Annotated in this window: 10 protein-coding genes; 5 read left to right on the forward strand and 5 right to left on the reverse strand. The window is 41.9% G+C overall.

From position 1 onward, the window contains the following. Positions 1–4 precede the first annotated feature (4 nt). The 3 genes from FC33_RS02960 to FC33_RS02970 all read left to right on the forward strand — a co-directional run bounded on the left by FC33_RS02960 (position 5) and on the right by FC33_RS02970 (position 3853). Entirely contained in the window at positions 5–319 is a 315-nt protein-coding gene (locus FC33_RS02960) for a cupredoxin domain-containing protein (protein WP_180752386.1), read from the forward strand. Continuing rightward, positions 319–2262: a copper-translocating P-type ATPase gene (locus FC33_RS02965; RefSeq protein ID WP_057827132.1), complete on the forward strand. Its 1944-nt coding sequence runs from the start codon at positions 319–321 to the stop codon at positions 2260–2262. The genes FC33_RS02960 and FC33_RS02965 overlap by 1 nt, the downstream gene beginning before the upstream one ends. A gap of 409 nt (positions 2263–2671) precedes the next feature. After that, complete coding sequence (locus FC33_RS02970; RefSeq protein WP_057827133.1) at positions 2672–3853, forward strand: AEC family transporter; 1182 nt, start codon at positions 2672–2674, stop codon at positions 3851–3853. Positions 3854–3904: 51 nt separating this feature from the next. Here FC33_RS02970 and FC33_RS02975 read toward each other — a convergent pair whose 3' ends face one another. From FC33_RS02975 to oxc, 3 genes are all read right to left on the reverse strand, one after another. Then, positions 3905–5791, reverse strand: a complete 1887-nt coding sequence (locus FC33_RS02975; protein ID WP_057827134.1) for an acyltransferase family protein — start codon at positions 5789–5791, stop codon at positions 3905–3907. Positions 5792–5947: 156 nt separating this feature from the next. After that, positions 5948–7294 (reverse strand): formyl-CoA transferase, encoded by a 1347-nt coding sequence (gene frc, locus FC33_RS02980; protein ID WP_057827135.1) that lies wholly within the window; start codon positions 7292–7294, stop codon positions 5948–5950. A gap of 21 nt (positions 7295–7315) precedes the next feature. Next, positions 7316–8998 (reverse strand): oxalyl-CoA decarboxylase, encoded by a 1683-nt coding sequence (oxc, locus tag FC33_RS02985; RefSeq protein ID WP_057827136.1) that lies wholly within the window; start codon positions 8996–8998, stop codon positions 7316–7318. A gap of 556 nt (positions 8999–9554) precedes the next feature. On the opposite strand from oxc, the gene FC33_RS02990 reads away from it, so the two are divergent. Then, the gene (locus tag FC33_RS02990; RefSeq protein ID WP_057827137.1) at positions 9555–10310 is read left to right on the forward strand and encodes a sulfite exporter TauE/SafE family protein; all 756 of its coding nucleotides are present in this window, start codon (positions 9555–9557) and stop codon (positions 10308–10310) included. Between the two features lie 86 nt (positions 10311–10396). Then, on the forward strand, positions 10397–11299 hold the full coding sequence (locus FC33_RS02995; protein WP_146993448.1) for a sulfite exporter TauE/SafE family protein: 903 nt from the start codon (positions 10397–10399) through the stop codon (positions 11297–11299). Positions 11300–11339: 40 nt separating this feature from the next. Here the strand turns inward: FC33_RS02995 and FC33_RS03000 are convergent, their stop codons facing one another. Together FC33_RS03000 and FC33_RS03005 are read right to left on the reverse strand one after the other, a co-directional pair. Continuing rightward, positions 11340–11777, reverse strand: coding sequence for a hypothetical protein (locus FC33_RS03000; protein WP_057827139.1), 438 nt, complete (start codon positions 11775–11777; stop codon positions 11340–11342). A 142-nt stretch (positions 11778–11919) separates the two neighbouring features. Continuing rightward, a complete protein-coding gene (locus FC33_RS03005; protein ID WP_162257614.1) occupies positions 11920–14073 on the reverse strand; it encodes a SpaA isopeptide-forming pilin-related protein in 2154 nt (717 codons plus the stop codon). Positions 14074–14111 lie beyond the last annotated feature (38 nt).

Genomic DNA, 14111 nt, shown 5'->3' on the forward strand with positions numbered 1-14111 from the left:
CATCATGGGATTAAAAGACTTATTTCACAAGAAAAATCAAGCAACAATGAAGGATGGCAACCAAGTTATTAAAGTCAACGTTGCCAATGGTTATGAACCGGAAGTCGTTGAATTCAAACAAGGCACTCCAGCTAAAATCATTTTTAACCGTTCAAACGATTCAGCTTGCCTTGCCCGCGTTCAATCTGATGAAATGCAATTCAACACCGACCTTCCTTTGAACCAAGACGTTGAAGTTGCAATCAATACGGATCAAAAAGGCGAATTCAACTATGCATGCGGAATGAATATGTTCCACGGAAAGGTTGTTATTAAGTAATGAAGCTTTCAAATCTGCAACGGTTTTGGATCTCCTTCATTTTAGCAGTCCCAATGCTGATCCAAATGCTGGCAATGCCGTTTCATTGGCAAATGCCGGGTTACCGCTGGATTGCATTTGGGACGACAACAATCATTATGCTGATTGCGGCCATTCCATATTGGAAAAGCGCATGGGCCGCTTTTAAGCACCATAACTCCAATATGAATACCCTTGTCGCTGTCGGAACGACCGTTGCGTACTTTTATTCGATCTTTGCCCTTTTCACGGGGCGCGATGTCTACTTTGAAAGTGCCGCGTACGTTACGATTTTTGTTCTGCTTGGTGATGCAATGGAAGAACGCATGCATAATAATGCTTCAAACGCCCTAGGCAAATTATTGGAACTTCAGGTTAAAAAGGCTGAGGTTTTAAAAGATGGAAAGTATGTTGATGTTCCGCTTGATCAGGTCAAAGTTGGCGACACCATTCGCGTTCGTCCTGGACAAAAAATCGCCGTTGACGGTGTCATTACAAAAGGCTCAACGACCGTTGATGAATCAATGATCACCGGCGAAAGCATGCCCGTTGAAAAAACGGTCGGCGATCCGGTTGTGGGTTCAACGATCAATAACAACGGTTCAATTTTGTTCAAAGCAACTAAGGTCGGAAAAGATACGATGCTTTCTCAAATCGTTGAGATGGTTAAAAAGGCTCAAACCAGTCACGCACCGATTCAAAATTTAACTGATAAGATCGCGGGAATCTTTGTTCCAGCTGTTTTGATCATCGCCATCATCACGTTTACCGTTTGGTTCGTCTTCTTCCATGCAACGGCTGTTCAGGCAATGCTGTTTGCCGTTTCGGTCGTTGTAATTGCGTGTCCATGTGCGCTTGGCCTTGCTACCCCAACTGCACTAATGGTAGGAACTGCCCGGGCAGCAAAGATGGGGATCCTGATCAAAAATGGTGAAGCGTTGGAGGAAGCCAATGGCCTTCAAACCATCGTCTTTGATAAAACCGGAACCATTACCAACGGAAAACCGATCGTCACCGATCTTATTGGTGATCCGCAGCAGGTGCTTCCAATTGCCGGGAGTTTGGAAGAAAATTCTGAGCATCCGCTTGCCCACGCAATCATGACCAAGGTGAAAGAAAGCCAAATCAAATTTCCTTCCGCTCAAAACTTTAAGGATCTGCGGGGAAAAGGAGTTCAAGCCTTGGTTAACGGCCAACCTGCCTTTATTGGAAACGCCAAACTGGTAACTGACTGTCAGCTTTCTGCCGAGTTGCAAAAGCAAATGATTGCTCTTCAAGATGAAGCCAAAACCGTCGTTTTAGTTGGAATCGCCGACCTGGTAATCGGCCTCATTGCAATTCAGGATACCCCGAAACCGACATCGGCTGAAGCGATTGCGAAGTTAAAAGCGCGAGGGCTAAAAACCGTTATGTTAACGGGTGATAACCGAAACGTTGCCCAGGCAATTGCTGACCAAGTCGGCATCGACCAGGTGATTGCCGAAGTCCTTCCGGGTGAAAAAGCCGAACAGATCAAAAAGATTCAACAATCAACATCGGGAAAGGTCGCTTTCATTGGTGACGGCGTCAACGATGCACCCGCCCTTTCAACTGCTGATATTGGAATCGCAATGGGTTCCGGTACGGATATCGCAATTGAGTCCGGTGAGATCGTACTTGTTCAAAATGATCTGCGCGAAGTTGTTTGCGCCCTTGATATTTCAAGAAAAACATTTAACCGAATCAAACTTAATCTATTTTGGGCATTAATCTACAACGTGATTGGAATCCCAATTGCTGCCGGAATGTTTGCTCACTTGGGCCTTGAACTTAGTCCCGAGTTAGCCGGCCTGGCAATGGCCTTTTCATCAGTCACGGTCGTCGGTTCATCGTTGCTGCTTAACAAAGCTAAAATTGAAGATGATCCGCAATTAAGAAAAGAATAGTGGAGAGAGGCTGTGACATAAGTCGCAGCTTCTTTGTTATATCCGCATAATCGGACTCCAAAACAAACGGGCTACTTGGAAGTTCGAAAACCTCCGAATCTACGCTGCGCGATTCGTTCGCTTTTCTGCTTCCACCACGTTCGTTTTTAACGTTTTGTCACACCTTCCTTTTTTTATTCATATAATTAAATACCCATATTCTTGACGCGATATTTGCTTTCTAACCGGTCAATATAATGGAATTATTAGGCAGACGATGTACGCTAGTTATAGGAGCTCTAAATGAAAGCGTTTATCTCATTGATAATAAAGGCCTGTTATCATGATCATCTTGATTGATGTTGCAGAGACGTTTAACTAAGGTGGAATGATCGATCATCCACCTTTGATATCCGAAGGGAGCGATAATATGTTCACAATTATCAAGAACGATATTATCCCGATCCTGATTATCATGATTCTTGGTTACGTTTGCGGAAAATTCCATGTTTTTGATGATGACCAGCGGCAGGGATTAAATAAATTAGTTCTTAATATTGCTCTTCCTGCAGCTTTATTTATTTCAATTGTTAAAGCAACCCGCAAAATTTTTGCTAAAGATATTGTCTTAACTTTGATCTCGATTGTCGGAGTTACAGGATTATTTATGTTAAGTTATTACCTCGACAAGGTAATGTTTCACCGGACAACGCAAGAAGCAGCTGTCTGCGCGCTGATTGCGGGATCCCCGACGATTGGATTCCTCGGGTTTGCTGTCCTTGATCCAATTTACGGAAATAACGTTTCAACAAACCTGATCATTGGGATCGTTTCGATCGTCGTCAATGCCATTACGATTCCAATTGGACTAGCACTGATCAATCACGGCCAGGCTAAGATTCGGGCGAAAGTTGCAAAGTCAAAATCGAAAAATACAACTACTCAACTCGATCAACCAGATAAAATCAAAAAGCCTGAATTAGCACGTGATGTTGATGTTAAATCCATTCCTGATGAAGTTCCAATTACCGATGCTGAAGCAAAAGCATTACGCGAAAAAGGCGCCAAACGTGAAATCGACTTGATTCGGGCAGAATATGAATACACCAAACTGGAAGAAAAGGATAAAACCCCTTCAGTATGGGATTCAGTCATCAATGCGATCAAGCAGCCCGTTGCAGCTGCGCCATTGATTGCGGTTATTTTAGTATTGATCGGGATTCATATTCCAAATTCATGGGCCCCAACATTTGATTTGATTGCTAAAGCCAACTCTGGTGTTGCGGTGCTTGCAGCCGGGTTAGCATTATCGACCGTTAAATTCTCAATTGATAAGGAAGCCCTCTGGAATACATTCTTCCGGCTTTTCTTGACCCCCGCAATTATCGTTGCTGCCGCATACTTATGCGGAATGGGATCAGATCCAAATCAAATTTCAATGCTTTGTTTAGCAGTTGGATTACCACCGGCCTTTTCTGGAATCATTATTTCAAGCCGGTACAATATTTACGTTAAGGAAGGGGCAAGTTCCGTTGCAATTTCAACGGTCGGGTTTGCCGTTTCATGTATCTTCTGGATTTGGGCATTACCGTTGATTGCTCATATCCTTTAGAATCTAAATTAAAAAAGGCAGATTGCATATTCAATGCAATCTGTCTTTTTTCTAATGATCATAATATTTCAAAATACTCTTCAAAACAAAGTCACCATAAAATTTCAGTCCGTATTCATTCGGGTGAACGTTATCTGCATAGAACCAGTCTGGATGGTTATTCGAATAACTGTACCAATCAATGACATGCAAATTATGATATCGCTTCTGAGCTTGATTTAACGTGTTATTAACGTCATTTTGCCACGGTTTCGTTGGGACGTGGACATTTAACCAGAAGACCGTTCGTTGCGGCCCTAAGATGCTCATAATTTGATTTAAAGTATCCTGGGAAATCGTTCCGTTAGTCCCTAAGCTGATCAAAACGGTATTCGCCAATTGGTGGTTAGCATCCATCTGTTTCAAAACTGCTGGCGCTGCACTTGCCTGACGGCCAACCTGCGCATTGATAATCATTTTCGGAAATTCGCCCTGCAACGTTGCTGACGCATCCGCCATGACTGAATCACCAACCCCGCTGATTTGAAGGTTGCTTGCAAATGCCTTGCCCTTATCCGTTACATTGCCATTTTTCACTAAAACATCCTTGTTGGAGGCCTTCGTTGGCTTTTGTTCACTGGTATATTTAATATGCTTATTCCGGTCCGCAACCTTCTTTTGGTTGGCCGCGATTTGATGTTGCAGTTCAGACCGATCCTTTTGGAAAACTCCGTTCGTTTCCGGTTTACAGAAAAATGTTCCGTAAAACGCAATGCCCAAAATCATCGCTCCAGCTACAACTCCTAAGTCATTCCATAATTGTTTTTTCTTAAATCCTAAACTCTGCTTGAGTACTGTAAACGTCTTCTTAAAGTTGAACCGCCGCAATGGAACTTCAATTAACCGGTAAGACAAATCACTGATCACTAAAATAATTGCAATTTCAATCAGCGCATTCAGCAATGGATGACTGCCGACTTTGACCTTCGCTTCATAAAAGACCATTACGGGATATTGGTAAATGTAGATCCCATAACTGCGCTTTCCAAGCCAGGTAAAGACTTTATTCGTCAATACGCGGTTTAAATCGGCTCCCGGGTGCGCAACGATTCCAACCAAAATCATTGAAACGATCGAGAAGAGGAACATTCCGCCGCGATAAACAAACGTTCCTTCGCCATTCATCATGAAGAACATAACAATGACCGCAATTAAAGCAATTACGCCTAAGACATCAAGGGTAACGCGGTGCGACTTATCAAGATTCTTCTTCAACCGGGTACTTGGCCAAATACATGCCAGGCCAACGCCCATCAAAATCGAAAACATCCGCGTATCGGTTCCATAATATACCCGCGAAGGATCATTTCCTGGATGATATAAAGCTCCCATTAAAACTGCTGAAAGAATGGCAACGCCAAAAACGCCGAGACCAATCTTCAAATAGTTCTTTTTATTATGTAAAAGCCGTAAAAACAGTACTAAAACAACCGGCCAAATCAAATAGAACTGACCTTCAATTGATAACGACCATAAGTGCGTCCATGGCGACTGTGCGCCAAAATTATTAAAGTATGACTGATGATGCGCAATTTCAACCCAGTTATAAACATATGTTAAATTAGCAAGAATCGTCGTTTTGATCCCCTTTAACAATGATCGTTGGAACAGGGTAATATAAGCGGTCGTTCCTAAAACCATCGTTACCAAGCCGGGATATAACCGGTGGATCCGCCGACTATAAAAATCCTTGATACTGATGCTATCGGACTGTTCCCATTCTTGAAGAAGCAGGTCGGTGATCAGGTATCCTGATAATACAAAGAAGATGGGCACCCCTAAAAAGCCGCCCTTCATACTTCCAGGTAAAATGTGATACAGAATAACCGCAACAACTGCCAAGGTTCGGATTCCGTCAAACCCAGTGATATACCTGCTTTTTTTCAGCCTTTTCTCCATTGCAAAATACTCCGCTCTATCCTTAATAGTACCTGTTAAATTATACTCCCTTTTAGCTAAATTGTTGATACTGAAAAGAAGCAAAACTAATTTACTTGCATATAAAAAAATCTCTGCTCAGCGTTTCCGCCAAACAGGGATTTCTTTATTCAACTTTTATTTGCCCTTAATAACTTCACGCCGTGGGTTCTTTGGCTTTTGAGCAGGGATGATTGTTCCGTCTTTTTCAAGACCTTTGATTTGATCTTCAGTGTAACCTAAGTCACTTAAGATTTCGTTGTTGTTTTCACCCAAATCAGGGGCGCGCTTGTAATCTGGCTTGTAGTTTGACATCGTGAATGGCATTCCCAATGTCTTGAACTTGCCGCGGTTACCACCTTGGTCGATCGTAACGATCGTTCCGTCTTCGTTCAATTCAGGATCATTTTCCAATTCATACCAGTCAAGAATTGGACCAACTGGAATGCCGGCTGCACCTAACTTTTCAGTTAATTCATACTTGTCGTATTGCTTTGTGTATGATTCGATCAATGGATAAATTTCCTTCTTGTGTAATTGACGGTGTTGCCAATCCTTGAAGCGTTCATCCTTGATCCATTCTGGGTGACCCATTGTGTTGGCAATTGCTTCCCAACTCTTGTTTGAGTTTTGGATAACAATGTAAACGTAAGCGTTTGGATCAGTTTCCCAACCTTTAGCCTTGTACGTCCAGCCGATAACTTCGCCACCTTCTGTGTTTTCAGCACGTGGAATAGCTTTGCCCCACTTGAAGTCTGGGTAAACAGCGTAGTGCGGCAATGCTCCTAAATTATCAAGCATGACTTGGTCACGCAACTTGATTCGGCAAAGATCCATAACGGCGTTTTGCATTGATTGGTATACATAAACGCCTTCGCCAGTGTGTTCACGTTGGAACAATGCGGCTAAAATCCCAATCGTAATGTGCATTCCTGAGTTGGTATCACCCAAAGCTCCGGCTGACTGCGTTGGCACATTAAAGTCGCCTTCGTTCCATCCAGTTGTTGAAGCAGCCCCACCGGCTGATTGAGCAACCGGTTCGTAAGCCTTAACGTTTTCAAACCGTGATCCTTGATTGAATCCCTTTAATGAAGCCATAATCAACCGCGGATTCATCTTGTGAACGTCATCCCAACCGAAACCAGCTCTTTCAGCAGCCCCTGGTTTAACGTTTTCGATGAAGACATCGGCCTTCTTCAAAAGGTCTTCCATGATCTTGTGACCTTCATCGGTTTTAATATTCAAGGTCAATGATTTCTTGTTAGCATTTAATTGCAAGAAGTACATTCCCCATGAATCCTTAATATCCAATAATTGGTTCCGGGTTGGATCCCCACCGATATCTGGCCGTTCGATCTTAATAACATCAGCCCCTAACCAGGCTAATAATTGCGTACATGATGGGCCTGATTGAACCTGAGTCCAGTCAACAACTTTAATTCCTTTTAATGGTGCGTATTCTGATGTTTTCTTTTCTTCAGTCATTTTAATTCCTCTTTTCGCTTTTTAATGTTTGATTCCTAACTTTGGATTCAAATTGCCAATGTGACCTGATTCTTTTCCTAAAGCAGGATCAATAACGGCATTGATAATTGCCGGTTTGCCAGCATCAAATGCTTCATTCAAGGCTTTATCTAATTCTTCAGGGGTCGTTACGTTGTATGCTAACCCGCCAAAGGCTTCAGCCAATTTGTCGTACCGCCCTTTGGCATCCAACGTGATTGGAGCCGGATCACTGCCTGCGGGATCCTTTTCAGCACCGTTGTAGATTCCGCCGTTGTTGAAGACCACGATCGTAATTGGAAGATGCAACCGGCAAATCGTTTCAATTTCCATGCCATCAAAACCAAATGCGCTATCGCCTTCAACGCAAACAACTTTCTTGCCCGTTTCAATAGCCGTTCCAATGGCGTATCCTAAGCCGACACCCATGACACCCCAGGTACCAGTATCAAGCCGGTGACGCGGTTTAAAGATGTCGATGACGTTCCGCCCAATATCAAGGGTATTCGCTCCTTCGCTTACAAGGTAAGTATCGGGGTTCTTCTTGATCAACTCTTTAATTGGAGCAAGGGCACCATAGTATCCCATTGGTGACCGCGGCGTTGTTAACCGCTTTTGCATTTTTGCAAAGTTTTCGTCTTTCTTCGCCTTCAATGCATCCAGCCAATCTTGTGAAGCCTTGATTCCAGCTTTCTTAACTGCGGGTGTTAATTCATTGAAGACGGACTTCATATCACCGACTAACGGAGCAGCAATCTTCTTGTTTGAGTCAATTTCATTTGCATCAACATCAATTTGAATCAATTTAGCATCCGAATTGAACTTTTCACCGTGTGAAAGCATCCAATTCAACCGGGCACCAACCAACATGATCGCATCAGCATCGCTAAATGAAAGCGACCGAGCAGCAGCAACACATGATTCATGGTCATCCGGCAATAAGCCCTTCGCCATTGACATCGGTAAGTATGGGATCTTGGTTGTTTCAATGAAATCGCGGACTTCATTTTCAGCATGGGCAATTGAAGCGCCCTTGCCAAGAATGATCAATGGTTTCTTGGCATTCTTCAAAACTTCAACTGCCTTGTCAACGGCTTCAACTGAAGGCCGTTGTTGCGGTGCCGGATCGTCTTCTTTGATCAACGTGCTTTCAGGATCAATGTTTTCATCCAACAAAGCCCCGATCGTATCAGCTGGCAAATCAAGGTAAACCCCACCAGGACGGCCTGAAACTGCTGATCGAATTGCCCGAGCAACTGCTAAGCCCATATCTTCTGGACGATCGACCCGATATGCAGCCTTACAGAACGGCTTTGCGATGTTATATTGATCCAAGCCTTCATAATCGCCACGGTTCAAATCAATGATGTGACGTTCGGATGAGCCCGAAATCATAATTACCGGGAAGCAATTCTTCGTTGCTTCGCCTAATGCAACCAATCCATTTAAAAATCCGGGAGCTGAAACCGTCAATGCTAAGCCCGGTTTCCCCGTTAAAAATCCAGAAGCCGCAGCTGCATTTACCGCCGAATCTTCACGCCGGAAGCCAAAATACCGCATCCCGCTACGTTGCATCATCCGTGCTAAATCAGTTACTGGAATTCCAACAACACCATAAACATTTTTTAAGTCGTTTTTCTTCAGTGCTTCAATTAATAATTCTGCACCTGTAACTTGTTCACTCATTCATGTTTCCTCCAATCTGTTGATTTCCTTGATGAATAATCATTTATCATCAAAGCCCCCTTTCAAGCGGGCTATTGAAGAGCAACTTACGTTAGTTTTCCAATAACTCTCTTCAACTTTTAATATAGTTCCGTTGTCTTTAAAGCGTTCACAAAAACACTTGAAAAATTTTGAATTTTCCTTAAAAACACTGATATTAACCGATTAAACGTGATTGCAAAGAATCTTTGTTTGAAACCCCTTTCGAAAAATCATAGGCTTGAAGTGGTTGGTCATTTGGGAGTTTGACTAACCACCTCAATTTCGCTTTACACAGGTATACGAATTCCCATCCTATTAGTTGGAATACGTCCTTCGTATTCGAGGCTTATTTTGTTTCGGCCTTACTATCAGTTGATAGTAAGGTTTTTTTGATTTTAATTATCCAAATATAAAAAGTTCATAAAATTAACCGAAAATTCATAGATTAAAACTCGGTTGCAAATGTTTCATTTCGACTACATTAGTAAACTTTTATCTAAGTTACTCCTATAATAAAGACCAAGGAGGTAATCGCATGCATATTGGATTACTTATTTTGTGCGGTTTTCTAATTGGCTTTATCTTAATCTTTCTTGGAATGGGAGCCGCGCTTTACATTGGATGTCTCATCACAATTTTTCATCTCAGCGCCAAAACGGCAGCCGCAAGTGCGCTCGTCGTTACGCTTCCTGCCTTGATCATTGGGACCCTGATCAACCACCGAACCCATACGATTGATTATCGTCGCGGAAATTTTCTTTTGAAGTGGGCGTTATTGGGAACGATCGGTGGAAGTTTGATCGTTCCATTTACCAATCATGATCTTTATCAACTGATCATTAGTGTTATTTTAATTATTCTGGCATCCACAATTTTATGGAACTCAATTTCACACTCTCGTAAAAAGAAATCTTCAAAATTAACTGCAAAATATTTTCCTCCATTTGCCAGCATCATTAGCGGTGTCATGGTCGGATTAGCTGGAATGTCGGGCGGCGGTCCATTAGTTGCCGGAATGCTGCTGCTTGATGCTCCGGTTACGCAAGCAGCTGCGACGTCTTCATACATCCGAATTTGGACGACTCTTTTAGGAGTAGGGCTTCACTGGCATACAATGACCATTGCTTGGCATCCGGTTCTTTTCATGGCCCTTGGAACAGCCCTCGGAGCTGCATGTGCGCCATTAATGATGCGGCTGATCGGTCAGCGCAACCGGAATTTTATTTCCCGAGTAATGAAGCCATTGATTGCGATTATTCTTTTATATATGGGAGTTAAACCGTTTATTTAAAAATAATGAATTTTTTGTCATAATTCGCACAAGCTATTTTCGGAGTGCTAAACTAAAACCATAAATATTTTGAGGAGCAACGAATCGTGGTAAAAATAATTATTGGAATTTTAATTTTATGTATTCTTTACCTGGCCTTGGTCATCATTCGGCAGGTCAAACGAAATCATGAGCAGTTTAATTTGAAGGATAATCTTTTAGGGATGGGGATCGCTGGAATTGCCGATTTTGGCGATACGCTTGGAATTGGGAGTTTCATCACAACAACAACGATGTTTCAGATGACCCATTATTTAAAAGATGAACGGGATTTACCCGGCACATTGAACATTGCTCACGGAATTCCAACAATTGTTGAAGCCCTCTTTTTTGTAACAGCTGTTCCGGTTCAACCATTGACCTTGATCTCAATGGTGCTTGCAGCGGTAATTGGGGCAACGATTGGCAGTTTCCTGGTTGTCAAAATGAGTTCCGTGATCGTTCAACGGTTTATGGCCGTTGCCCTAGTAATCACCTCATTATTGATGGTTGCAAATAAGATGGGATGGATCAACATTTTGGCTGTCGGAAATAATGCGGATGGATTACATGGTTGGGCCCTTGTGATTGGGGTAATCGGAAATTTCATTCTTGGCGGATTGATGGCTGCCGGCGTTGGGCTGTATGCTCCATGTATGGTAATGATCTACTTGCTTGGGCTAAAACCGATCGCAGCATTTCCAATCATGATGCTTTCATGTGCATTACTGATGCCGTTCACAAGCTTTAGTTTCGTTAAGAGCGATCGCTTCTCAACGCGGGGGATCTTTGGATTTGTTATCGGTGGGGTGATTGGCGTTATCATTGCTGCAACCCTTGTTAAATCAATGTCGTTTACCGTTCTTAGTTGGTTGATCGTCATTGTAAGTATCCTCACTGCCATTTCATTATGGAGCAGTTCAATTCGAGCAAAAAAAGAATCAAATTATGATCAAGAAAAAGTTGAATAATGACTAATAAAGCGGACGTCGTAAAACGTCCGCTTTATTGTTATTCGTCGTCCGGATCAAACTTATGAGCTTCAACAAGGATTTTCTTGGCCTTTTCAAGGTAATCTTTTTCAGCTAAAAATGCTTTGACTTCGTAGCCTTCTGACCCTTTCAACTCTTCAAGCTTTTTATCCAGTTCTGCAAACTCTTCACGAAGATGACCGATCACACCTTCTTCGTCTTCAACGTAAACATAATGGTTTTCAGTTGAATCTTTATGCCCTTCATCTTCGTGAACCATGATCTTGATTTCGTCCTTGTCGACTTTGACTGCGTGTTTCAAAATCGATTTGATGTCCTTGATCGTTTCATGCTGCGCTGTCCGATGCTTCTTTTCATCAACCCCATCTTCAATCTTGGTGAGGTGGTTTTCAGCATCCATGATCTTCTTTGAAATCCGACCTAACGCTTTTAATTGTCTCTTTGCATAATCCATAATGATCTCTCCTTACTTTTTATTTTGAGGACCTTGAACCCTCTATCCATAAAGTAAGGCGATTGTCAGCTAACATATAGCAAAAGCCCCGAAATGCCCAGTTTTTGTGCATAAAAAATATCGCAGCCAACCTGCGATATTTTTCCTAATTGTGTCGATGCTTACTAATTTCAATTCCAACTACGCCGCCGACCATAATTAGACCAACAATCGATAACACATCCATGAACTCTTCTTCTTCTCCCGTTTGAGGTAAAATCTTCCCATTCTTTTTCACCTCTGATGAACTTGATGATTTAACCGCTGCTTTTTGAAAAGCTGGCACGTTCGAAGAAGATGGTTGGTTTGATCGACTACTTAAAGCACTTCTATTTTCATTCAAATTATCGTTATTAACCACGGTCGAAACCATTGCCGGCTTGAATGATCGATCATCTGTTCCACTAGGTGCTGAACTCGAATTTAAGCCATGATCGTCGTTCTCACTATTTGAGGTTTCATTCGGCTTGCTTACGACCACAATTGATGAACTTACCGTTGGGACATTTTCCGTTTTTGATACCAACGTTGCTTTGGAACTCATTGTCCATCGCGAACTTGAACCTTGTTCAGGCACTGGAACGCCAATTGTACTTGATACTAAGGTCGTTTTTTGACTGCTTACTTCAACCGGAACTTCACTGCTTTCAATGCTTGGCTTAGCACTTGGTATTGAAAAATGACTTTGTTTAGATGACGTTTCAATTGAATTCCTCAGTCCTGATGATTTTTGCGAAAGGCTTAAATTCGATGATGAATTCTTCGACCATCCAGGTACCCCACGATGGCTCTTACTTCCGTTCTTCTTGATCGAGCTTGTCGAAATTACCAGACTATTGCTTGAGGAGCTTTGTTTGCTCCTTAAAGCCTTACTTGACGAGCCTTTAATACTTGAACTTTGTTTACTTGAAACGCTATTTAAGCTTGATGAGCTCTTAACGCTTGAACTTTTCTTGCTACTGCTTGAAGCCGTCACACTTGAGCTTGACTTCTTTGATGATGAACTGCTCTTCTTGCTGCTTGATGAAGCTTTGATTGAACTTGATTTCTTGCTTGATGAACTCTTCTTACTGCTGCTTGAAATCTTACTTGACGAACTCTTAAGCGGCTGATTTTCTGCTGTAACTTTTACTGAAATAGCGTTTGACGAACTGTCATTAATTGTAAACTGAATTGGTTTTGAATTAATCTGATAACCTTGAGGTGCTTTAACCTCAACAAATTGATAATTGCCGTCTTTCAAGTTCTTAACGATCAGATTACCGTTTGAATCCGTTGTTAAATTCGATTGTAATATTTTCCCTGATTGACTTTCCAAATCAAAAACTGCTCCAGCCAATGATTTTTTGGTAATTGCATCAACCTTATGTAATTCAACTGATCCGTTATAACCAACTTCGGTTCCAGAGCCGCCATGCCGAACAAACGCTGTTGTATGCGCAGAACTGCCACCGTTCCAATTCATAATTCCAACGTTTTTCCATTCGGTTGTCGCTGAATTTGAAACATTTTTACTAAGACTGACCTTGTATTCAATATAAATTGGTGTATTAATATCTCCAAGATCAATTGTCATTGACCCATCGGCGTTCATCGTAATTTTAGGCGATAATTTCTTCCCCAATTTGTTTGAAGAATTAACCTGATAAACCTCAACTGAATCCGAAATAATTGTTTGCCCCTTTTGCGGCTTATCGGTAAATGATACTCCCGTTAACTTTTTCCCTGCAGGATTTAACACAACGTTCCAATATAACTGAGTTAGGTTGCCTTTTGAATCTAAAGTTTTATTATCAACCCAGCCGCCTTTATTGATCATCCATGAATTAACGTTTGTTTTAGGGACTGTTTTCCCTTGACCATAAAATGTTAATGTTCCATGACGATCATACCGGAATGTTGATGGAACATTTGTAAATGCAATCGTTCCGGTTGATGAACCAGCTTTAATTGTTGCACGTCCAACAACTTGTCCTTGACTGTCCGTAATATTAAACGCTTCCGTACTGCGAACGCGAATATTGGATGGTAATGTAAATTGAGCTGTATCACCCGATTTGATGATCACTGAATCAGGAATCGACCAATTATATTTCACCTGATAGTAGTTATACTCGTTTAACCCTTGAGTATCCGAAACCGTCTTTCCGCTACTATCCGTAATGATTGCCTGATCCCCATTCAGACCATTTACCTGAATTGTTGCCGCTGATACTGATGACTTAAAAAAGAAAGGAATACTCATAATCATTAGTACCATGATAAACACTCGTAAAAAACGTTGAACTATCTTACCCA

The sequence above is a fragment of the Ligilactobacillus aviarius subsp. aviarius DSM 20655 genome, from assembly GCF_001436315.1.
Lineage (GTDB): Bacteria > Bacillota > Bacilli > Lactobacillales > Lactobacillaceae > Ligilactobacillus > Ligilactobacillus aviarius.

Coding starts and splice junctions, on each gene's coding strand:
- FC33_RS02960 (WP_180752386.1), top strand. CDS start 5: ATGGGATTAAAAGACTTATTTCACAAGAAAAATCAAGCAACAATGAAG.
- FC33_RS02965 (WP_057827132.1), top strand. CDS start 319: ATGAAGCTTTCAAATCTGCAACGGTTTTGGATCTCCTTCATTTTAGCA.
- FC33_RS02970 (WP_057827133.1), top strand. CDS start 2,672: ATGTTCACAATTATCAAGAACGATATTATCCCGATCCTGATTATCATG.
- FC33_RS02975 (WP_057827134.1), bottom strand. CDS start 5,791: ATGGAGAAAAGGCTGAAAAAAAGCAGGTATATCACTGGGTTTGACGGA.
- frc (WP_057827135.1), bottom strand. CDS start 7,294: ATGACTGAAGAAAAGAAAACATCAGAATACGCACCATTAAAAGGAATT.
- oxc (WP_057827136.1), bottom strand. CDS start 8,998: ATGAGTGAACAAGTTACAGGTGCAGAATTATTAATTGAAGCACTGAAG.
- FC33_RS02990 (WP_057827137.1), top strand. CDS start 9,555: ATGCATATTGGATTACTTATTTTGTGCGGTTTTCTAATTGGCTTTATC.
- FC33_RS03005 (WP_162257614.1), bottom strand. CDS start 14,073: ATGGTACTAATGATTATGAGTATTCCTTTCTTTTTTAAGTCATCAGTA.